Origin of the sequence: Mucilaginibacter sp. L196, from assembly GCF_009765905.1 — a bacterium.
Classification (GTDB): Bacteria; Bacteroidota; Bacteroidia; order Sphingobacteriales; family Sphingobacteriaceae; genus Mucilaginibacter.
The window spans coordinates 690,140-712,018 of record NZ_LMUO01000015.1 but is presented as its reverse complement, the minus strand read 5'-3'; the positions used below and the strand labels follow the sequence as shown (position 1 = coordinate 712,018).

Genomic DNA, 21,879 nt, shown 5'->3' with positions numbered 1-21,879 from the left:
TCAGTTTGCCCCGAAATGCCCTGGTCAGTTTGCCCCGAAACGGTGGGTCAGCTTGCGCCGAAATGGTGTGGTCTCATTCATCATAATCTCCAGACCAAAGGACTTCAATGGAAATTATTTACAATGAATTTGTGAAGAAGCAAAAGGAAGGATTAGAAATTTTTATTTCTACTTTCTCAGGGCAGATAAACGAGTTCTATCAGTTTATGAACCCTGGCGAACAGTTTCAGGAATTGAAGATTATAACTATTGGCGAAGAAGACGAATTAAATGGAATCACAATTCAGTATCAATATAACGGCAGTTGGGTTTCGCCACCTCAAAAATATTTTAGTGAATCACATCTAAATTGTTTTGGTTTATCATTCTTTTTAGCTTCCGTTATCGCTTTCAATAAAGAGAATAAGTTTTTGTTTTTAGACGATGTGATTTCAAGTTTTGACAGTAATCATAGAATCAGATTTGCAAATTTATTGTTCGAGAAATTTGCTGACTATCAAATAATTTTATTGACTCATGAAAACGAATGGTTTCAGTATGTAAGCCAACTTGCAAAAAGAAAAAATTGGTTAATCAATGAAATTAAGTGGAGTGATGCAGATGGAACCTATTTGGAAGATAAGCCAACAGACATAAGAGAAATTATTGAAACGAACTTGGCAAAAGGTAATGTTGATATTTTAGGAAATCCAATCAGGAAATACCTTGAGCATTTGCTAAAAGAAATTTGTTCAAATCTTGAAGTAAAAGTTAATTTCAGGATGAATGAATGGAATGAAAAGCGGATGCCAGATGAGTTACTAAATGAATTGAAATCGAAAATCAATAAGAGTAGTGTAGAACTCAAAGCACAAATGCCAATCATTGACAGAATAATTAATTCAAATATTATAGGTAACTTACTATCACACGACAATCCGTTTTCTCCTAAGTTAGGCGACCTTAAATCTTTTTGGGCAGACCTTATTGAATTGCAGAAATTGTTTTATTGTCAAGACGCAGCTTGTAATAAGCCGGTTTTAGTTAAGCATTATGATACTGTAGAAAAAAAAATTAGATGTGGATGTGGTAAAATGAGTTACGACTGGAAGGTGTAACATGGTAACCCCAATAAGCGTATCTATTTGCAAGGCATACAAAGTTCAGTTATATCAGCGGAATATCCACATTTTAGAGAGAAAACCGTATATTTGAACAGTCAATAAAGTGGGCACCTAACTAAGCACCTGAAGATTGACTTTCTTTATAAGTTATTGATAATAAGCTACTAACAAAGATAGGTTCGAGCCCAGGTGGGCGCACTGCTAAAAAGGTCTTAGTTTTACTAAGACCTTTTCTGTTTTATGCCTTTTTACTGCTGATTTATCTTACGTCAAAGGATGTTTCGCATTTTCCCTCTGCCATTACAAAAAAGCTTTCGAAGTGGGGTTTTCCGGGTAACCTGGCCAGTTTTTTTAACAGAATCTGGCTGTATTCATCCATATCACTGATGATCACGCGCATCAAAAAATCATAAGCACCCGACATATGGTAGCATTCCTTTACTTCCTTTAGTTTTACCGCTTCTGTCATAAAACTTGTCAGGCTCTCTTCCGTATGCTCAATCAGCTTTGCCTGTACATACCCAATCAATCCATAACCAACCTTTTTAGCATCCAGAATTGCTGTAAACCGCTTGATATACCCGCCCTCAAACATATGTTGAATACGTACCTGCACAGGCGTTTCAGACAGGCCGACCTCTGCTCCTATTTTCTTACAGGATGTGCGGCAATCCTGCTGCAGAATATCCAAAATACCAATATCAAACTTGTCCAGTTTCTTTTTCATTTTCACATAGCTTAGTGTAAAAAATACAGCTTATGTTTATTACATAATCTGCGGGCCTAAGGTAAATATAAACGATTAAATAAAGCGAATATCATTCAAAACCCGATAAATATTTGCATAAATAAGTTAACAGCATAGTGTATTGAAACTAGTAAAATACCTATAAAACACCCTTTTAAAGACTATGAAAAGGTGTTTTAACTAAAAAAACTACATTAAATAGGTTAAACACCTAAATAGTACTCAATGTATAGGTAATAATCCTTAAATACTGAAACTTTGCAGCATAAAATAATCAATTATTCATACGATGTCAGCAACCCTTAAACATAACTTTGGTGCAGGCCCCTGTATCCTGCCGCAAACTGTTTTGCAACGTGCCGCCGAAGCCGTAAAAAGATGGGATTCAATAGGCTTATCCATCCTCGAAATTTCGCATCGCTCGCCCGAATTTGAAAGTGTTGTAAAAGAAACAGAAATGCTGATCCGCGAACTGCTGAATATTCCGGATGATTACAGTGTGCTCTTCTTACAGGGCGGCGCCAGTATGCAGTTTTGCATGGTGCCCATGAATTTTTTGCAGGGCAGCAAAAAGGAAGCCGCCTACCTTGATGCGGGATATTTTGGTGTTAAAGCTATTAAAGAAGCTCAGCTTTTTGGAAAAGTGAACGTAATCGGTTCCAGTAAAGATGCCGGCTATACCCATCTTCCGGAGGATTACACAATACCTGAGGATGCTGCTTATTTCCACTACACCAGTAACAATACTATTGAAGGCACGCAAATGTGGGGAGCGCTAAAATCACACGTCCCCGTAGTTTGTGATATGTCATCGGATATATTCAGCAGGGAAATCGATGTCTCGCAGTTCGACTTGATTTATGCAGGTGCTCAAAAGAATACCGGCCCTGCAGGCCTAACCATCGTGATTGCAAAAAACCAATTCCTCGATAGTGTCAAACACCCGGTTCCGTCCATGCTGGATTACCGCATTTACCGTGACAATGGCTCAATGTATAATACACCGCCCGTATTCTCAATATATACCGCTATGCTCAACCTGCAATGGTTGAAAGAGACAGGTGGCGTGAAATTCATAGCTAAGGAAAACCTTGCCAAAGCGCAATTGTTATACGATGAAATAGACCGTAATCCGCTATTTAAGGGTACAGCCGCCCGCGAACATCGCTCGCTAATGAATGTGACTTTTCGCATGGAAAACCCCGTGGATGAGGCTAATTTCTTAACGTATGCGGCAAAATCGGGTATGGTTGGCATCAAAGGCTACCGTACGATCGGCGGTTTCCGTGCTTCGCTTTATAATGCACTCCCTTATGAAAGCGTAAAGGCTTTGGTTGGATGTATGCAGGCCTATGCCGAAACGGTTGTTCCATTTCAGTCCACTTACTAAGCTAAACTATGGCCACTATCAAACCCTTCAGGGCAATACACCCCAATCCATTTTACGCTGATCAGCTGGTCTTCGCCAAACCACAGGCGGAATCTGTTGCGGGTAATGCTGAATTACCTGAAGGTTTGCCGCCATTGAAAACCCTGCTCGAAACGGGAGCGCGCCTAAGGCCCGAAACCCCGGAGATGCAAGCATTAGCCTATGACGACATCAATAATATCTTAAAACAGCTGCTGGAAAGCGAACGTTTATGGCTCGACGCAACCCCTTGCATTTATGTTTATGAAGCGGCGCATCCATCCTACAAACAGGTTGGGATTTGGGCGCTGACCGCTCTCGAAGAGCCTATCAAAACACATGAACTCACATTTGACGACAGTGTTCGTCGCATCAAAAATTACCGGGAACATACCGGCCTGGAAGGTAGCCCAATCCTGCTAACCTATCCACCGGATCCAGTGATTGATGATATTATCGCAGAAAGTAAGCAGGGTTTTCCAGATGTGCGTTATGAGAGCGCTGCAGGTATCCATAAACTTTGGAAAATTGAAAAGCCCGAAATACAGGAGCAACTGATTTCTGCATTTGCAGGCATTGAATCTGTATATCTGGCGGATGGCCACCATCGTAAACATTCAGCACAATTGCTTTTGCAGGAACAGGCAAAAAACGAAAAAACGCTTTTTGATACCATTTCCGCGATCTATATGTCAACACAAGAGGTTAAGATCCGAAAATATAATCGTGTGGTTCTTCCTGATATGCCCATCAGGAAGAAGTGGCTCTTCAATCAACTACTGCCACATTTTTATATACAAGAATCATTTAACAACAATCCTGTACAACCTTTTGAAGAACGAAAGATGGGAATGTATATACAGGGAAACTGGTATTATTTAAGAGCTAAGCCAAACACCTATAGCTCAAATACCAATATCCTCGATGTATCCATTCTACAGGATTTTATCTTATCGTCATTATTTCATATTACCGATCCTGCTACAGACCAGCGATTAAAACATACAGGCGGGGAAAAAGCCATGCCAGAAATGGAGCTGCTGTTCCGGGAAAACCCAGATGCAATTGGTTTTACACTTTGCCCGATGACGGTTGATCAGCTTTGCACAGCTGCGGATGCTGGCCTTAATCTGCCGCCAAAATCAACCTGGATTGATCCAAAAATACCTTACGGCTTATTACTCTATAAACATGAATAGTATAATGAAGAAACAAATCATACTGGTTATCGGCGCAGCCGGACAGATCGGTACAGAACTTACCATAGCTCTTCGACAGGAATATGGACGTGAAAATGTGATTGCTGCCGATAAAACCATTAAACCCGGTTCTGACAGTATTGAACTGGATGTGCTTGATGCCACTAAACTAAGACAGGTCATCCATGATTTGGAGGTTACCCAAGTTTATTTATTAGCCGCGATGTTATCCGCTACAGGCGAACAACATCCGGAGATGGCCTGGAAACTAAATGTACAAAGCCTGTTATCCGTATTGGAAATCGCCAAAGAATTCCAGTTGGATAAGATCTTCTGGCCAAGCAGTATCGCCATATTCGGCCCTACCTCGCCCAAATACAATTGCCCTCAGCATACTAGGATAGAACCCAATACCGTTTACGGAATCAGCAAAAGGGCTGGCGAATACTGGTGCCAGTATTACTTTGATAAGTTTGGCGTGGATGTGCGCAGTATACGTTATCCCGGCCTGATCTCTTACAGCACCCCGCCCGGCGGAGGTACGACAGATTATGCCATCGACATTTTTCACCAGGCTTTGGAAAGCGGGCATTACACCTGTTTCCTTACCGAAGATAATTGCCTGCCCATGATGTATATGCCAGACGCTATAAGGGCGACGATGGAACTGATGCATGCGCCAAAGGAAAATATCAGCATTCGCACCTCCTACAACCTTGCCGGGATGAGTTTTGCACCTTGTGACCTGGCTGCGGCGATTCAAATGCATTTGCCGAAATTCCAGATAGCTTATGAACCTGATTACCGGAACGAGATTGCTAATAGCTGGCCCGCCAGCATCAAAGATGAACAGGCACGCAAGGACTGGGGGTGGCAACCACAATTCGACCTAAAAAAGATGACGGCAGATATGTTGCTTCATATTGGTAAAAACAAAGAAATTGTAACGAGGTGTATTGAGGCATAAGAAATTTACAGATTGCTCAATCTCTCATTTTTATGACCAGAACCCTTTTACCATAATTTGATCAGGAAGATACCCCAACTGTTTTAAAGACCGACGCAGCTGGCTTACAAGTGTATTGTTACCGGCCAGATGGAAATAAGTATGCGCGCTGCAAAAACCCTGTAGCTCCACCCAACTGATCAAATTTTCCATGCCGTATTCATCTTCACGGGCAAGGGGTTCTATGGGCGACCTGAAATAGTTGGTAAATTCATCACGTTGACCTTCATTGCTTATGGTAATGGCACCAATAAAACGGGTAACCGGATGCACCAATTGCTGTAGGCCGAGCAAATGCCCCATACTGCTTTCATCACCCAATCCAACAATCAGCGCAGTTGGGTTAGGCGTATGACGTGTCATTTCAATCTTCAGGTAATTCACCACGTCATTTTTTCGCAGCTCCCTGGCCCAATCACTACCGGGGCCGGGATGTGCAGCATCGATGAGCAATGTACAGGTGCGCGTTTCTGCATCCCAGCCAGTTGGAGTATAATCCCGGAAAGTTAGGTTGCTAACCCTGAATTTAACAGCAGGCACTTCTGACCATTGCTGCATATCAGCTTCCGGCAGATGAAGGTCGATCTCGATCATGGTAGCGGACTTCCAATAACGAACTTCCAGCACACGCCCTGATTTTAATAAGGCCGGTTCGATCAGTCTCCCGGCGCGTTTTTTTATATTTTGTAAAAAAGATGTTTCCATACAGGTTTGTTTACCGGTTTAGACGATTGAGGAGCAAAAACATTTTAAGCAATTATTTTTTTTACATTCAGGCCCATATCTGGATATTCCTGGAGACTGGCACTTCATGCCAAAATCAATCCCCATAATTCATAATCAGAAATCCATTTAGCCATAATTTCAGAAACGAACAATTGATGTTCGCTTATGATACAGCCAATAGTTACAATGAGATATTAATTCACTAAAAATCAACAACTTACTATTTTGGCTTATATTTTGGCATGATTAAACTTTATTAGTTATATTTATTTCAACTCGGTTATCATGATAAAAAACTATTTAAAGATCGCCTGGCGCAATATTTTAAATAACAAGGTTTATAGCCTCCTGAATATCCTTGGCCTAGCAGCTGGGATGGCTGTGGCGCTGGTTATTGGCCTGTGGGTACACTATCAGTATTCTTATGACAAGACTTTGCCCAATTACGGGCAATTATACCAGGTTAGGCGAAACTTTAACAGCAATGGTGAAACACTCACATTTAGCAGTACATCGCTGAAACTGGCGGATGCCTTGCGGAACAACATCCCCGAAATTGAAAATGTAGCCGAATCGGATTGGATGGGGTCACATGGGTTAAAAGTTGATAACCGTAAATTCTACCTGGCAGGAGCGCAGATTGGAAGTGATTTTCTAAAAATGTTTCAATATCCTTTTATAGCAGGAAATGCGGCAACAGCCCTTCAAGACCCTTACTCGATTGTATTAACCGAATCAACCGCAAAAGCCTTGTTTGGCAATGAAAACCCGCTGGATAAAACCGTAAGGGTGGATGATTTGCATGACCTTAAGGTAACGGGAATACTTAAGGACTTGCCTGCAAATTCGTCTTTCCAGTTTAAATTCGTTCTTCCTTTTAGCTATCTTGAACAAACACAAAGCTATGTAAAGCAAGCACGTACCAGTGGCTTTGGGTCTAACAATTTTCAGATATTTGTTAAATTAAGGCCGGGCATTAGCTATGCACAGGTTGAGCCTAAAATAAGAGATATTGAGAAAAGCGAACCCGAAAGCACGAATGCGCGTAATTCAAAAGTGATTCTACAACCTTTGAGTGACTGGCATTTATACAGCGAATACAAAAACGGTGTTGCCAGCAGCGGTTTTATTGATTATGTGCATACCTTCAGTATCATAGGTTTATTGGTGCTGATTATTGCTTGCATCAATTTTATCAACCTATCTACCGCCAGGTCTGAAAAACGTGCACGGGAGGTCGGTGTAAGAAAAGCAATCGGCTCTTTGCGAAGCGACCTTATCTTCCAGTTCCTGATCGAATCGGCCATGATCACCGCTATATCATTTTTATGCTGCCTTGTAATGGTAATCTTGGTATTGCCATCCTTTAACAGCCTTACCGGTACACCCATAGCTATTCCTTATGGTAGTTTTTTGTTTTGGATGATGATGATTGGCTGCGTATCATTAACCGCGCTATTAGCTGGCGGGAAACCTGCTTTTTATCTTTCTTCCTTCAACCCGGTAAAAGTTTTAAAGGGTTCAATGAGCGCTGGAAAATCCAAATCATTTTCTCGCCAAATATTGGTGGTGGTGCAATTTAGCTGTTCCATTGCCCTGATTATTAGCACGGTGATTATTTACAAGCAGATCAAATTCGCCAAGGACAGGCCGACCGGTTATAATATTGATCGCCTGATGGCAACGGATATGAACGATGACCTTGACCGTAATTATGTTGCGCTAAAAAATGAACTGGTACAAAGCGGCCTGGTACAATCGGTTACTACGGCTAGCAGTCCTGTTACTGATGTTGGTTCGCATGGGGATATTGATCACTGGCCCGGTAAATTACCCGGAGAAACAGTCGAGATGGGTTATATTGGTATATCGGATGATTATTTTAAAACGCTGGGGATAAAACTGGTAGCCGGAAGGGATTTTATTACTGGTTCAAAAGCAGACTCCAATAATGTTATATTGAATGAAGCAGCCGTTAAACGCCTGCGTTTAAAAGATCCGATAAATCAATTAATGATGAATGGAAACCAGCGCCTCAGGATAGTTGGTGTAGTAAAAGATGCTTTGATGATTTCGCCCTTTGCCCCTGCTGATCCTACCATGTTCTACCCCGATAAGGGTGGAAACATGATCTATAGACTGTCGGCCAATATACCGCCCCATGAAGCCGTTGAAAAAGTGACTGCCATCTTTAATAAATACGATCAAGGTTTTCCTTATGGTTATCGGTTCGTAGATGCGGACTATAACAGCAAATTCCAGATCGAAGTGCTTATCGGCAAGCTATCCGGTATATTTGCCGGGCTGGCCATCTTTATCTCCTGCCTGGGTTTATTTGGCCTTGCCGCTTACGTAGCAGAACAGCGCACCAAGGAAATAGGCATCCGCAAAGTACTGGGTGCTACCATAGCACAGGTGTGGTTATTGCTTTCAAAAGATTTTATCGTATTGGTTGTAATCAGTTGCCTTATTGCTTCGCCCCTATCTTATTACTTTTTACAAAGTTGGTTACTGAAATATGATTATCGAATCAGCATAGGGCCGGGAGTATTTGTCGTATCAGCATTATTAGCGATTACTATCACCTTAATTACTATCAGTTTTCAGGCAATAAAGGCTGCGTTGATGAACCCGGTAAAGAGTTTGAAGAGTGAATAATAAGCTGCGAGCAGAATAGGTAATAACCTTGAATAGCTTATTTTAATATACAGAACGGCCTTTTACAATATTGTAAAAGGCCGTTCTAATTTCAGTATAAAGTACGCGTTTATCCCCAAAATACTTCATTCCTGTACTTTATATTTTAAGTATAAAGTATATTGTGTTGCTTTGATTTATAATCAGTGCAAAAAAGTTGAAGAAAAATACATCCATATCGCTTTATTGGAAATGCCAGCTCATCGGATGGTCGGTTGCCGCGCTATACTGGAGCTATATAGGATATTCAGGCGGGCGTTTCAATATTCTTATTGGCCTGTTTCAATTTTTATCTGATGTTTTTGTTTACATATTAATCACCCATCTATACCGTAATTTTTCAATCAAGCACAAATGGCAGCAGCTAAATCTTAACCAATTACTAAAACGAATTGTCCCGGCAATTTTTGTAATGGGTTTGGCTTATCTATTGGTAACTGTAGTTAAAAGTTATTTATTCAGATTTTGGCTTACGCCTGATCATGTACCACCATTCCTGCTTTTTTTCAAACTTAATTGGGCGGCTATGTTGATGGCCGGGATCAGGCTTATGGCCATTTGGTTGCTGGCTTATCATTTATATCATTATGCGCAGCGGGAGATTAGTATTGTAAAAGAAAATGCCCGCTTAGCCATCATCGCCAAAGATGCGCAGCTTAATAGTTTAGCAGCACAGCTCAACCCCCACTTCCTGTTCAACTCTTTAAATAATATCAAAGCATTGGTGATTGAGAACCCGAAATCGGCACGCAGGGCTATAGATCTGCTATCCGATCTGCTGCGAACCTCGCTTTATAGCGGAGATGTGTTATTAACTACCCTAAAGGATGAGCTTGCGCTGGTAAAAGATTATTTTGAACTGGAAAGATTACGCTTTGAAGAACGTTTACAATTTTATATTGACGCTGATGATAGGTTGAACAATGCATTAATCCTACGCTTTAGTATCCAAACACTTGCCGAAAATGCGATAAAACATGGCATCGCGAGGCAAAAGAATGGCGGCCTTATCAGCATAAAAATTATCGAGTTAGGTGGTTTTATCAGTATTAGTGTTCAAAATCCAGGCGAGTTTAACATTGATGCATCAGCCGAAGGTTTGGGGATTAAAAACTTAACCGAAAGGCTATTACTTCAATATAAAGGGAAAGCCAAATTTGATATTATTCATGGGGCGGGAGGAAATGTTTCATCAACCATACTTATACCACGCGCATGAAAAAGATAAAGACCATTATTATAGATGATGAGCGTACCGCGAGGGATGAAGTGAAAAGACTGCTGGATAATTATGCAGATTTTGAAATAATCGGCGAAGCTAAAAACGCTGATGACGCTAAATTATTAATTGAATTAAAACAACCTGATTTATTGTTCCTGGATATACAGATGCCGGAAAAATCAGGGTTTGACCTTTTAGAATCGCTTGACAGGGTGCCACAAGTGATATTCATTACAGCTTTCGATCAATACGCTGTTAAAGCTTTTGAAGTGAGTGCGATTGATTATTTGATGAAACCCGTACGCGAAGAACGCTTTGCTAAAGCTATTGAACAGGTAAGACCAAAAGCAGCCAACAACACAGCCGAAAGTCAGATTTTTGTTAAGGACCGCCAGCAATATCATTTTATAAGCTGGAGCAAAGTGTATTTAATAGAATCGATGGATAATTATGCCCGGTTGTATTTTGATGATAAAAAGGTGTTTCTCAAAAGCTCATTAAATCAACTGGAAAACAAGCTTGACGAAGCAGTTTTTCTAAGGATAAACAGGGCGCAGATAATTAACAGGCATTTCATCGATAAAATAAGCGTAGTACCAGGCGGTAAAATGACTATAAGCCTGAAACCTGGTGGTGTATTTGAAGTATCAGAAAGGCAGGCGGTAAAGCTCAAAAACATGGGTCGTACATAATCAACAATTAAAAAAATCAACATTACAATCATGAACAGAAAACTCTGTATGGCATTGCTATGCCTGATTATAACTAATTATTGCATAGGGCAACAAGCTAATTTTTCCAAACCAACCGCAACTGATAGCATAACCTTAGCCAAACAAATACCGCTATTGGCTACTGAAGTTTTATCAAAATATAAAGATCAGGGCGATCAAAAAAACTACCTTGATGATTTATTCAGGCTACAGGTACTTGCAGGGGATTATGCCGATGCGGTAACTTCTATTAACCACATTAGGGCTGATTCAAAGGCCAAAAATTCACAGTATATACAACACGAACTATTTTTAGAGGCCCAAGCTAAACAACACGCAACCAACACATCCTTTAAAATAGCATTTGATGAATTGTTCAGTAATATGCTTAAAAGTTTGGATAATAAAAGCGCCTATAAAACTTATAACTCATTCGCTTCGAACGATGGCCTTGATGAGCTGAAAGGTGATTTTCAAAACGCGTTAACAACGATACAGAAAAAAGATAGTCTTAGCATTACCGACGCGATATCGTTTTGCAGGAACTATTATGAGCTTCAGCTTTACCAAGGTATCGAGGCTATTTCAAAACCTCTAATTAAGGCAGATTGCAACAGGCGCTATATTATTGAGGATAAGCTCATAAAAACCCCGGACGGTGCTTTGATTAACGCTATAGTTGTATTAAAAAGAGGGATTAATACCCCTCAGCCAGCTGTATTACAATATACTATTTATGCTGATAGCACCGACTGGACACGGATTATTGAACCTGCGGCATACGGTTACGCCGGTATAATTGCCTATACAAGAGGAAAAGGCCGAAGCCCGGAAAAAATTGTTCCGTATGAAGATGATGGCAAGGATGCGAATGCTGTAATTGACTGGATTAGTAAACAATCCTGGTGTAATGGCAAAATAGGTATGTACGGTGGTAGTTATAATGGCTTTACCCAATGGGCTGCTGCTAAGTATCACAACCCGGCACTTAAAACTATTGTACCCTATGTTGCGGCAATCCCTGGGCTAGGTTTGCCTATGGAAAACAATGTGTTTATTAATGCCAACTATGGCTGGGCTTTTTATGTTACGGATAATAAATACCTGGATGACAAAATATACTATGATCCCAGCCGCTGGCGTAACATCAATTTCAATTGGTACAACAGCGGTGCGGCCTATAATAAAATTGACAGTATTGATGGTACGCCCAATCCCTTGCTGCAAAGCTGGTTGAAACACCCCGATTACGATAAATTCTGGCAGGATCAGGTGCCTTATGAAAAAGATTTCGCAGCTATAAATATCCCCGTGCTAACTTTTGAAGGTTATTATGATGATGGCCAAATTTCGGGGCTACATTACATGCTGGAGGATCTAAAATATAACCCAAAAGCTGTTCATTACCTGATAATAGGCCCCTATGATCATTTTGGAACACAGCGGGGCGGCGTACCTGTGTTACGGGATTATAAAGTCGATCCCGTGGCATTGATCAGCACCAGGGATATTACTTTTCAATGGCTGGATTATATATTGAAAGGAGCCAAAAAACCTGAAATACTAAAAGATAAGATCAATTATGAATTAATGGGTAGCAATGTATGGAAGCATACAGCATCCATAACAAAAATGGCTAACCATCAACTAAAACTATATTTAACAAACTCGAAGAATAGGAATAATTACAACTTATTAGCAATAAAACCCAATAAAAAAAGCGCACTAAACCAAGTGGTTGATTTAGCCGACCGCCAAACCAGCAATGGCGATTATTATCCATATCCAATTATAAAAGACAGCCTCGACAGGAGCAACGGACTATTCTACATCTGTAAACCGTTTGATAAACCAGTAGCTGTTAACGGAATGTTCAGCGGTGAACTGAAGGCGATGATCAATAAAAAAGATATGGATGTTTGCGCAGCATTATATGAAGTAATGCCCAACGGTAAATACTTCGAGCTATCTTACTTCATTGGGCGGGCCAGTTATGCAAAGGATATGAGCAAAAGAGTGCTATTGCATCCAGGCAAAATTGAATCAATCCCATTCACCAGAACAAGACTGGTAAGCAGGCAGATGAGTAAAGGCAGTCGGTTACTGATTGTTCTAAATGTGCTGAAAAGCCCATTTTCAGAAGTAAATTACGGCACAGGCAAGGATGTTGCTAAGGAAACAATAAAGGATGCACAATCGCCTTTAAAAATCAAATGGTTTAATGATAGTTTTATAAACGTCCCTCTTTCAGAGTAAACTGTACCATGGCACAAGTGAAACACTTGGTACATTTGGAACACTTTCTGGCCCAAAAACGCCCTTTTTGCTGCTAAAAACAGCGATATTACATTGAAAAAAAACCCAAAACAGATTCAAAAACAGCTAAAAACAGTTCATTTTAGACTAAAAACATCAAAAAATTATCAATTTTTTACTTAAAAAAGCATCAAAAATCACACTTTTTATGGCTTTTAAAACACTTTTGAAACAAAAAAGCCCGGCAAATACCGGGCTTTTGTTTCATATTGGAACAATAAATTAAGCAACCTTCAACTTTTTCAAGTCTGATTTTTCGAATTTCTCGTGGGCATAATCCAATGTTACAGTTAGTTGTTTCACATCTTTTTGTGATGGGAACTCAAACATCGCGTCAATCATTATCGCTTCACATATCGAGCGTAAACCACGGGCGCCTAATTTAAATTCCATTGCTTTATCTACAATAAAATCCAGCACTTCAGGTTCAAACTCTAAAGTTACACCTTCGTATTCAAACAGTTTTTTGTACTGCTTCAATAGCGAGTTTTTAGGCTCGGTCAGGATATTTTGTAACGCTTCCCTATCCAAAGGATTTAGGTAAGTTAATATCGGTAAACGACCAATTAACTCAGGTATCAACCCAAACGATTTCAAATCCTGTGGTGTGATGTACTTGTACAGGTTTTTCATGTCAACCTCGCCATCCTCACGTTTCATTTTGTAACCAACGGTTTGGGTACGTAAACGGTTAGCAATCTTACGGTCAATACCATCAAACGCGCCACCGCAAATAAACAGGATGTTGCTGGTGTTAACGGTTATCATTTTTTGGTCTGGATGTTTACGGCCGCCTTGTGGTGGTACGTTAACCATGGTTCCTTCCAATATTTTTAATAAAGCTTGTTGTACGCCTTCGCCTGATACATCACGGGTTATAGAAGCATTATCGCTCTTACGTGCTATCTTATCCACCTCATCAATATAAACAATACCACGTTCCGCGGTAGCTACATCATAATCGGCAGATTGTAGTAAGCGTGTTAAAATACTTTCCACATCCTCCCCTACATAACCGGCTTCGGTTAATACGGTAGCATCGCAAATACAAAAAGGTACGTTTAATATTTTAGCCAGCGTTTTTGCCAGTAAAGTTTTACCTGTACCCGTTTCGCCAACCATTATAATGTTCGATTTTTCGATCTCAACTTCGTCTTTATCAATACGTTGATTCAGGCGTTTGTAGTGATTATATACCGAAACGGATAATACTTTTTTAGCGTCATCCTGGCCAATAACATACTGGTCAAGGTGGCTCTTAATCTCGGCGGGTTTTAATATCCCTGGGGTTGCCGGCGTTGTTTTAACCTTACGCACTTTCAGCTCTTCAGCCAATATTTCGTTCGCCTGGTTCACACACTTATCGCAAATGTGCGCGTCAAGCCCGGCTATTAGCATCAGGGAGTCCTGTTTTCCTGCTCCGCAGAACGAACATCTTATCTCCTTGCTGTTTTTATTCATCTGATTTCCTTTTGTTTAACAAAAATAACTATTTGTTTTAATATATAAAGACTTTGTTGAGTCTATAGTCTAACCCCCTGATTCTTAAGTCAAATCAGACTTAAAACTCAAGACTTTCGACTTAATACTAATAACTAATATTACTTAGCCTTAGTACTGTTACCGCGTAAAATCTCATCTACCATACCAAATTCTTTTGCTTCTTCAGCAATCATCCAATGGTCACGGTCTGATGCATCCCATACTTTTTCGTATGATGTACCGCTGTGGTCAGCTATTATCTGATATAATTCCTTTTTAAGCTTAGTAATTTCATGATACGAGATCTCAATATCCGATTGTGTACCCTGCGCACCGCCTGACGGTTGGTGAATCATTACCCTTGCGTGTGGTAATGCCGCACGTTTACCTTCTGCACCTGCACATAATAGCACTGCGCCCATTGATGCCGCCATACCTGTGCAGATAGTTGCCACATCATTTGATATGAACTGCATTGTATCATAAATACCTAAACCAGCATAAACTGAACCACCCGGAGAGTTAATATAAATCTGGATGTCGCGTTTACTATCCGCCGACTGAAGGAATAGCAACTGAGCTTGTATAATGTTTGCGATATTATCATAAATAGCATCACCTAAAAATATAATACGGTCCATCATCAGGCGCGAAAACACGTCTAACTGCGAAATATTTAAAGGGCGCTCCTCAATAATGTAAGGCGTCATACCGGTAGTAGCAATACCACTTGGCATGCGGCTACGGTCAACGTTAGCAATATATTTATCTACATATATACTGTTAATGCGGTGATGTTTAACCGCATATTTCCGGAATTCATTTTTATCAATAGTATCCATGTTATTTGTTTTTTGTTTTAATGTATCGGCAGGGTTTAACCGCCCTAAATATAGTTTTTACTTCAATAGTTTTTACAACACAAAGTTTGCAAAAAGTAAATTTATTTGGATTTGATGTACCGCATACCCGGCATGTCATTGCGAGGAACGAAGCAATCGCGAACTTTGCATGACCGCCTTGCCTCCGTGCGATTGCTTCGTTCCTCGCAATGACATATTTTATAATTCCCATTTGTCATTCTGAACGGAGTGAAGAATCTATCGATAGATTCACCGCTTGCAGATCAGCGGATAGATGCTTCGTTCCTCAGCATGACAATTCTTTTTACCAGTCAACTTTGTCATTCTGAACGCAGTGAAGAATCTATCGATAGGCTCACCGCTTGCAGATAGCGGATAGATACTTCGTCCCTCAGCATGACAAAAACGCTTAGAATGACAAAGGATTATAAAACACCAAAAGCAACTGTTAAAGTTGCTTTTGGTGACCATCAAGCATGCAATTTTTTGCTACTTGATACTTGATACTAAAAAACTAGTGTTTATGCTCAGCTACTAATTTGTTAAAATCAGTAATGGCAATATCTTTATTTTCTAAAGTAACAACGCTTTTTATGTAATCAAATGTTTTAAGGGCCTTTAGCTCTTCAAATATTTTGTTCGCGTTTTCTTTGCTTTGCAAATATTGTACAGTGTATTGCGCTAATTGCTCTTCAGCAATAGGCTGCGGGCTGTACATTTGGAATTGTTGTGCTAAACGCTGTTTTGCTAAAGCGAAAACTTCGTCGTATTTAATTTCAACGCTGTTTTCTTTCATGATCTTGTTTTCGATCAAAGTCCATTTAAGGTTCTTCGCGAAATCATTGTAGCCACCTTGCAATTCTTCGTCGCTCAACTTCTCGTTGGTAGCTTTTAACCAGCGTTTCAAAAATTCATCAGGCAAGTTAAACTCAACTTTGTTTAAGCTGTAATGATAAATTTCATCCTGCAATTGGCGCTCAGCGTCCTGCTGCATCATGCTTTCTAACTCTTCAGTTATTTTAGCTCTGAATTCTGCTTCAGTTGTTACGGTACCTTCACCAAATAATTTGTCAAAGAACTCCTGGTTCAAATCACCTTCTTCTAAACGGTTAATGTTTTTTACCGTTAACTGGAAGTTCGATTTTAAATCAGCTGCCACATCTTCATCAACTTTTAAAATGGCCGCGATACGGGTCGCGTCGTTGTTATAAGCTTTCTGAATATCCAGCGTTACTACGTCATCTTTTTTAAGGCCGATCAATGATTTTTTAATCTTATCATTTTGGATCTGGTCTAATCTAACAGATGTTGTATTACTTATCCCATCCTCAAAAACAGAACCATCCGGAGAAAGCTGCACTAATTCTGAATAAAGCACATCATCATCTGCCGATACGTCAGGATTTGTCATTTTGCCATAGCTTCTGCGGATATTTTTGATACGTGATGCCAATGTTTCTTCATCAACTTTAATCACATATTGCGTTAATTTATCTTTAGATGTAAACTCGATATTAAACTCAGGCGCCAAACCAACTTCGTAGTTAAACTCAAAGTTATCGGCAAAATCCCAGTTGTATTCTTTACGCTCGTCAACTTTAGGCAAAGGCTGACCTAATACCTCTAATTTCTCTTCTTCTATATATTTATTCAGGGTATCTGATAGCAAAGTGTTGATTTCATCAACCAAAATGCTTTTTCCGTACATTCTTTTGATATGCGAAGTCGGCACCATACCCGGGCGGAAACCCGCTATTTTAGCTTTTTTAGCTTGTTCTTTTATAGCCTTCTCAACACGTGGCTGGTAATCGTCAGGGTTAAGGTTGATCTTTAAGATCGCATTCAGGTTATCAATTTTTTCCTGTGAAATATTCATCTTTTTTTGCGGATAAATTTATTTTTAAATCGTTTGTAGCTTAATATCAATAGCAATGCCAACAAACATTTTTAGAGGCGCAAAGGTATTAAAAAAAATTAAAAAGGTAAATTACTCACCCGGTCTTGCTGCGCTCGCCCACCCTCTCTACGCCTTCGGCGGAAAGAGGGAATCAAAATTTCATGTGTTTTTCTATTTCATCTTTAGGTTCCATCCCTCTTTGTCGCACAGCGATAGAGAGGGTGGGCGAGCGCAGCAAGACCGGGTGAGTAAACGACCGAAAAGTCTTTGGGCGTACCCTTCGGTCAGGCTTTCCACTCATACGCCTGCAGGCCTTAAGCGCGAGGCCGGTATCCGCTGCAATCCTTAACACGAACTTCTGTCTCCACTATGTCATTGCGAGGTACGAAGCATTGTAGTAGTGTAAAAAAAGATTTGTCATTCTGAGCATAGCGAAGAATCTGTACACATGTAAACTACTTTACAGATTCTTCGTTCCTCAGAATGACAATAGAAGAGAAATGAAAATCCCCTTAATTCACCTTCTCCAAATCCGAAGACCCGGACTTATCATTAGTAACATTCGATGGGTTACCCTTATACTTAATATCCGATGATCCGCTGGTGCTTACGTGTAAATTGTGCAATACATTCACCTCGCAGTCGCTTGATCCTGACGTTTCAATATCATAATCACCCACTATGAACCCAAAAGCCGAAAGCTTACCATCACCGCTGAAATCAATTTTATGTGAGCTGGCCTGACCGGTTAAATACAACTCAGACGACCCGCTGCCTTCGGTAGTCACATTAGCCGCATTAAGGTTAAGTGTAATCTTGCTATCGCCCGACATACCAATAGCCAAATCCTTAGTAACCAATGTGCCGTTAGAAGACACCTCGTTACTACCTGAAGCACTGATCTCGTCAAGGTTATGTACACCAATGGTTACAACCGTTTCGCCTGCGTTACAAGCGCCCCTTTTATTTTTGATGTACAATTCATCGCCTTTTACCGGTGTCTTTATATGTTGGATGATATTATCGTCGGCAGTAATAGTTACCGTTAACGAGCTATCCTGTTTGAGATAAACTTTAAACGCGCCCGAAATATCGATCTTTTTAAAATCAACCACTTTACGGGTTTCAGTCACCTGGTGACCCGATCCCTGTATACAATCCACATCACAGGATGATAACGATGCCATGCCGAAGCCGGCAAAAATTAACAGGGCAGATACATATGCTTTTTTCATAACAGTGTTTATAGGTTTTTGAGTTTAGACAACTAATATACTATTCAGATTTCATTAAAAATAAAAAAAGCTATTCCCCGTAGGGCATAGCTCTGATATATGATTGAACTTTTGCAAAAGTATTGGTTACAAAGTAGCCAGCTCGTCAACACTATTATGTTGAACCGGTTTTACAATTTGTTTTACATTATTGATGTGTACAGCCTGAAGCGTGCTTTGGTTAACTGTAGTTTGTGCAGAGTATTGCAGGTCGCAATTGTCAAGGTTGCCGCTTAAGTTTGCTTTAGCATGATCATTTACGTTGATGCTTGCGCTATATGAATCCAGATCCAATGTAGCAGTTGAAGTGTTATAAAGGTTTACATCAAGGTTGATCTCTGATAATTTACCGAAAGATTTTACTTCGGCATTATCATAAACACTGATTGAGCGTAAATCATTAGCGGTAACCCAAACTACCAATTTATCTTTAGTATATGATGATATGCGTAACACGCCGTTTTCATTTTGTACCAGGGCATTTTCTGAATAGTACTTGTTGTAAACTTTAACCTGGTCGCTGGTGCCGTCGCTTACAAATACCTGAACGTTTCCGTGGATTTCGATTTTGTTTATTTTGCTAACATTGTTTAAAACTACTGCGGCATTGTTATTAATTGTTGTTGTTGTTGCTGCATTACTTAAATTTACTGTACCAAGAGCTAAAACTGCGATAGCTGCGATGGTGATTAGTGAGGTTTTCATTTTTTTATGATTTTGATTGTCAATTGTTTGTATTTCATTAATTACAACCATAAGACGACCCCGAACCAATTACGTTACAGCAAATTACGGCCTAATAGACGTATGACATCAATATGTCGGTAAACCCCAAATTTTCATCGGTGAAAGAGGAGAAAAAGATTTAAGAATCAAGAGCCAGGAATCAATATTTGATGCTTACATAGCAATTATGGCCAAGAAGCATTACATTTTTTCAGAACGTCAACCCGGCAGCTTCAGCCGAAAACGGGCAGAACAATGTTGGCCTGCGCGGTTGCAGGGCATAGGAACTTTTACTGAAGCATAGGATTGAGCGGCGAAGCATGGAGTAAAAGATTCCAGCCCAGGTTCTGCTCGTTTTGCAGGGCAAGGCTTGTGCGGCAAAGAAGCATTCGGGTTAACTTGAATTTTTGCTTCTTTTGTTTCAAGACAAAATTGCGGAGCAATCATTCACACCAATCAAAAACAAACAATAAGTGAATAACTGTAGCCTGTCGCGGCAATGAGCGACACAAAGCGACTCAACAAGCAAGCACGCCTTACAAATAATAAACTTCGCCATCCGTTTTAACTTTCCCCGCATCAAGCAAAAGCCGAATCGTCTCCATCCGTTCCTTCTCCACCCCGCTCTTAATCGAAGTAACCAACCCACCAATATCCAGCGGACCAACACTCAACAACTCCACAATCTCATTAGTAATCACATCGCCAATTTCATCAACATTAACCTGGCGTTTTTCTTCTAAACAAATATCACAGATACCACATTTAGGCGCATTATCCTCATCAAAATACGCCAGCAACATTTGGCTGCGGCAACGACGATGTAGCGCATAAGCAAAAACAGCCTCAATTTTGCGGCGATAAGTTTCCTTGCGCTGCTCAATCAAATGCTTATTAATATATAAGGCGTTGGCCTGCTGCCTTGGTTTAAGATAAGTAACCTGCGGGTGATCCGTTTGCGGCAGGTAATTCAATATCTTCATTTCCTGTAGTTGCTTTAAAGCATCAATCACCTGCTGGGTGCTCATATTGCTGCGCCGGGCTAAATCAAACTCACGCAGGCGAACATAATTCTCAAACGCCCCCCCATATGAGCGTAGCAAAGTTTTTATAAATGGGTCCCAGCCCGCATTTTGTATCTGGAAATTATACAACTGCTCATTAAACACCCTAAACATAAACCGCGATGGCAAAAACACACTCTCATTAAATGCCAGGTATTCATCCTGCTCCAAAAACTTCAAAGCATTCAAGGTTTTTACTGGGTCGAGGCTGTATTTGCTGCAAAACGCCGCTATATCCAAATCGAAGCTTATCCCCTCACCGGCTTCATAAGCCAGCTGGTAATAATTAGCCAGGCTATGGTAAACCATTTTGATCTCATCCACCGTAGGGAAATTAAACTCCAGCTTACGCAGTTCTTTTTGCTTGTCAGCTTCGGTATATAATAATATAGCGTAGGCCTTATGCTCATCCCGCCCCCCGCGACCAGCCTCCTGGTAATAAGCCTCCAAACTCTCCGGCATATCCTTATGGATCACAAAGCGCACATCAGCCTTATCAATCCCCATCCCGAAGGCATTGGTAGCTACAATAATCCGGGTACGGTTATTTACCCAGTTCTCCTGCCGGGCAGATCGCTCTGGCATGGGTAAACCCGCATGGTAGTAATCCGCGCGGATGCCGTTATCGTTATAAAATTTAGCTATCTCAACCGTTTCCTTCCGGCTGCGTACATATACTATACCCGTCCCTTTTACGCCATTCGGAATATCCAGTAGCTTCTTAAGCTTATTTTCCTCCTGCAAAACCACGTAACTGATATTCTTCCGCTCAAAGCTCTTTTGGAAAACACGGGCATTCTTAAATCTTAATTTCTCCTGAATATCAACTCTCACCTCGGCGGTGGCTGTGGCCGTAAGTGCCAGTACCGGTACATCCGGATGCAAACCCCGCAGATCGCCGATATGCAAATACGGTGGCCGAAAATCATAACCCCATTGCGATATACAATGCGCCTCATCAACCGCTATCAAGTTCACCTTCATATATTTGATGCGTTCCTGCACCAACTCCGACAGCAAACGCTCCGGCGATAAGTACAAAAACTTCACCTCGCCGTAAATGCAATTATCCAAAGCAATGTCAATCTCCCGCTTACTCATGCCCGACACGATGGAAACCGCGTTAATACCCTTAGCCTTCAAACTCTCCACCTGGTCTTTGATCAAAGCGATCAACGGCGATACTACGATACATATCCCCTCCTTAGCCAATGCCGGTATCTGGAAACAAATAGATTTACCCCCACCCGTTGGCAATAGCGCTAAAACATCATGCCCCAGCAAAACAGATTGTATGATCTCCTCCTGCATCGGCCGGAAGGCATTGTGGTTCCAATACTGTTTGAGGATTTGCTGAATGGTCATTTGTACCAAAACTATCAAAATGCTTTTATTAATAATTAGCCTTATCAATAAATGTTTTCACTTCGGCTTA

Annotated in this window: 16 protein-coding genes; 8 read left to right on the top strand and 8 right to left on the bottom strand. The window is 40.6% G+C overall.

What is annotated here, in order from left to right; translation table 11 throughout:
- The first annotated feature begins 107 nt into the window (after positions 1-107).
- Positions 108-1,097: a hypothetical protein gene (locus tag GSQ74_RS13985; RefSeq protein WP_158994295.1), complete on the top strand. Its 990-nt coding sequence runs from the start codon at positions 108-110 to the stop codon at positions 1,095-1,097.
- Positions 1,098-1,362: 265 nt separating this feature from the next.
- On the opposite strand, the gene GSQ74_RS13980 is transcribed toward GSQ74_RS13985, so the two are convergent.
- Positions 1,363-1,830 (bottom strand): Lrp/AsnC family transcriptional regulator, encoded by a 468-nt coding sequence (locus GSQ74_RS13980; protein WP_158994293.1) that lies wholly within the window; start codon positions 1,828-1,830, stop codon positions 1,363-1,365.
- 310 nt (positions 1,831-2,140) lie between these two features.
- Between GSQ74_RS13980 and serC the strand changes: the two genes are divergently transcribed.
- The 3 genes from serC to GSQ74_RS13965 are packed head-to-tail and all read left to right on the top strand — an operon-like array spanning position 2,141 to position 5,425.
- A complete protein-coding gene (gene serC, locus GSQ74_RS13975; protein WP_158994291.1) occupies positions 2,141-3,241 on the top strand; it encodes a 3-phosphoserine/phosphohydroxythreonine transaminase in 1,101 nt (366 codons plus the stop codon).
- 8 nt (positions 3,242-3,249) lie between these two features.
- A complete protein-coding gene (locus GSQ74_RS13970; protein ID WP_158994289.1) occupies positions 3,250-4,458 on the top strand; it encodes a DUF1015 family protein in 1,209 nt (402 codons plus the stop codon).
- A gap of 4 nt (positions 4,459-4,462) precedes the next feature.
- The gene (locus tag GSQ74_RS13965; protein ID WP_158994287.1) at positions 4,463-5,425 is read left to right on the top strand and encodes an NAD-dependent epimerase/dehydratase family protein; all 963 of its coding nucleotides are present in this window, start codon (positions 4,463-4,465) and stop codon (positions 5,423-5,425) included.
- 30 nt (positions 5,426-5,455) lie between these two features.
- On the opposite strand, the gene GSQ74_RS13960 is transcribed toward GSQ74_RS13965, so the two are convergent.
- Positions 5,456-6,169 (bottom strand): hypothetical protein, encoded by a 714-nt coding sequence (locus GSQ74_RS13960; protein ID WP_158994285.1) that lies wholly within the window; start codon positions 6,167-6,169, stop codon positions 5,456-5,458.
- A gap of 306 nt (positions 6,170-6,475) precedes the next feature.
- Between GSQ74_RS13960 and GSQ74_RS13955 the strand changes: the two genes are divergently transcribed.
- The 4 genes from GSQ74_RS13955 to GSQ74_RS13940 all read left to right on the top strand — a co-directional run bounded on the left by GSQ74_RS13955 (position 6,476) and on the right by GSQ74_RS13940 (position 13,078).
- On the top strand, positions 6,476-8,848 hold the full coding sequence (locus tag GSQ74_RS13955; RefSeq protein ID WP_158994284.1) for an ABC transporter permease: 2,373 nt from the start codon (positions 6,476-6,478) through the stop codon (positions 8,846-8,848).
- A gap of 196 nt (positions 8,849-9,044) precedes the next feature.
- A complete protein-coding gene (locus tag GSQ74_RS13950) occupies positions 9,045-10,106 on the top strand; it encodes a sensor histidine kinase (RefSeq protein ID WP_158994282.1) in 1,062 nt (353 codons plus the stop codon).
- A complete protein-coding gene (locus GSQ74_RS13945; protein ID WP_174236928.1) occupies positions 10,103-10,801 on the top strand; it encodes a LytTR family DNA-binding domain-containing protein in 699 nt (232 codons plus the stop codon). The genes GSQ74_RS13950 and GSQ74_RS13945 overlap by 4 nt, the downstream gene beginning before the upstream one ends.
- 30 nt (positions 10,802-10,831) lie before the next feature.
- A complete protein-coding gene (locus GSQ74_RS13940) occupies positions 10,832-13,078 on the top strand; it encodes a CocE/NonD family hydrolase (protein WP_216846741.1) in 2,247 nt (748 codons plus the stop codon).
- Between the two features lie 282 nt (positions 13,079-13,360).
- Here the strand turns inward: GSQ74_RS13940 and clpX are convergent, their stop codons facing one another.
- The 6 genes from clpX to GSQ74_RS13910 all read right to left on the bottom strand — a co-directional run bounded on the left by clpX (position 13,361) and on the right by GSQ74_RS13910 (position 21,809).
- On the bottom strand, positions 13,361-14,599 hold the full coding sequence (gene clpX / locus GSQ74_RS13935) for an ATP-dependent Clp protease ATP-binding subunit ClpX (RefSeq protein WP_158994280.1): 1,239 nt from the start codon (positions 14,597-14,599) through the stop codon (positions 13,361-13,363).
- Between the two features lie 140 nt (positions 14,600-14,739).
- Complete coding sequence (locus tag GSQ74_RS13930; protein ID WP_158994277.1) at positions 14,740-15,462, bottom strand: ATP-dependent Clp protease proteolytic subunit; 723 nt, start codon at positions 15,460-15,462, stop codon at positions 14,740-14,742.
- Between the two features lie 535 nt (positions 15,463-15,997).
- Complete coding sequence (tig, locus tag GSQ74_RS13925; protein WP_158994275.1) at positions 15,998-17,359, bottom strand: trigger factor; 1,362 nt, start codon at positions 17,357-17,359, stop codon at positions 15,998-16,000.
- A gap of 533 nt (positions 17,360-17,892) precedes the next feature.
- Positions 17,893-18,615 carry a head GIN domain-containing protein gene (locus tag GSQ74_RS13920; RefSeq protein ID WP_158994273.1) on the bottom strand — a complete coding sequence of 241 codons (723 nt, stop codon included), beginning with the start codon at positions 18,613-18,615 and terminating at the stop codon, positions 17,893-17,895.
- Between the two features lie 126 nt (positions 18,616-18,741).
- Positions 18,742-19,359 carry a GIN domain-containing protein gene (locus tag GSQ74_RS13915; RefSeq protein WP_158994272.1) on the bottom strand — a complete coding sequence of 206 codons (618 nt, stop codon included), beginning with the start codon at positions 19,357-19,359 and terminating at the stop codon, positions 18,742-18,744.
- 557 nt (positions 19,360-19,916) lie between these two features.
- Positions 19,917-21,809 carry an ATP-dependent DNA helicase RecQ gene (locus GSQ74_RS13910; RefSeq protein WP_158994270.1) on the bottom strand — a complete coding sequence of 631 codons (1,893 nt, stop codon included), beginning with the start codon at positions 21,807-21,809 and terminating at the stop codon, positions 19,917-19,919.
- Between the last annotated feature and the right edge of the window lie 70 nt (positions 21,810-21,879).

What these genes read in the sequence shown, in the direction of transcription:
- GSQ74_RS13985 (WP_158994295.1), top strand. Translation starts at nt 108, where the DNA reads ATGGAAATTATTTACAATGAATTTGTGAAGAAGCAAAAGGAAGGATTA.
- GSQ74_RS13980 (WP_158994293.1), bottom strand. Translation starts at nt 1,830, where the DNA reads ATGAAAAAGAAACTGGACAAGTTTGATATTGGTATTTTGGATATTCTG.
- serC (WP_158994291.1), top strand. Translation starts at nt 2,141, where the DNA reads ATGTCAGCAACCCTTAAACATAACTTTGGTGCAGGCCCCTGTATCCTG.
- GSQ74_RS13970 (WP_158994289.1), top strand. Translation starts at nt 3,250, where the DNA reads ATGGCCACTATCAAACCCTTCAGGGCAATACACCCCAATCCATTTTAC.
- GSQ74_RS13965 (WP_158994287.1), top strand. Translation starts at nt 4,463, where the DNA reads ATGAAGAAACAAATCATACTGGTTATCGGCGCAGCCGGACAGATCGGT.
- GSQ74_RS13960 (WP_158994285.1), bottom strand. Translation starts at nt 6,169, where the DNA reads ATGGAAACATCTTTTTTACAAAATATAAAAAAACGCGCCGGGAGACTG.
- GSQ74_RS13955 (WP_158994284.1), top strand. Translation starts at nt 6,476, where the DNA reads ATGATAAAAAACTATTTAAAGATCGCCTGGCGCAATATTTTAAATAAC.
- GSQ74_RS13945 (WP_174236928.1), top strand. Translation starts at nt 10,103, where the DNA reads ATGAAAAAGATAAAGACCATTATTATAGATGATGAGCGTACCGCGAGG.
- GSQ74_RS13940 (WP_216846741.1), top strand. Translation starts at nt 10,832, where the DNA reads ATGAACAGAAAACTCTGTATGGCATTGCTATGCCTGATTATAACTAAT.
- clpX (WP_158994280.1), bottom strand. Translation starts at nt 14,599, where the DNA reads ATGAATAAAAACAGCAAGGAGATAAGATGTTCGTTCTGCGGAGCAGGA.
- GSQ74_RS13930 (WP_158994277.1), bottom strand. Translation starts at nt 15,462, where the DNA reads ATGGATACTATTGATAAAAATGAATTCCGGAAATATGCGGTTAAACAT.
- tig (WP_158994275.1), bottom strand. Translation starts at nt 17,359, where the DNA reads ATGAATATTTCACAGGAAAAAATTGATAACCTGAATGCGATCTTAAAG.
- GSQ74_RS13920 (WP_158994273.1), bottom strand. Translation starts at nt 18,615, where the DNA reads ATGAAAAAAGCATATGTATCTGCCCTGTTAATTTTTGCCGGCTTCGGC.
- GSQ74_RS13915 (WP_158994272.1), bottom strand. Translation starts at nt 19,359, where the DNA reads ATGAAAACCTCACTAATCACCATCGCAGCTATCGCAGTTTTAGCTCTT.
- GSQ74_RS13910 (WP_158994270.1), bottom strand. Translation starts at nt 21,809, where the DNA reads ATGACCATTCAGCAAATCCTCAAACAGTATTGGAACCACAATGCCTTC.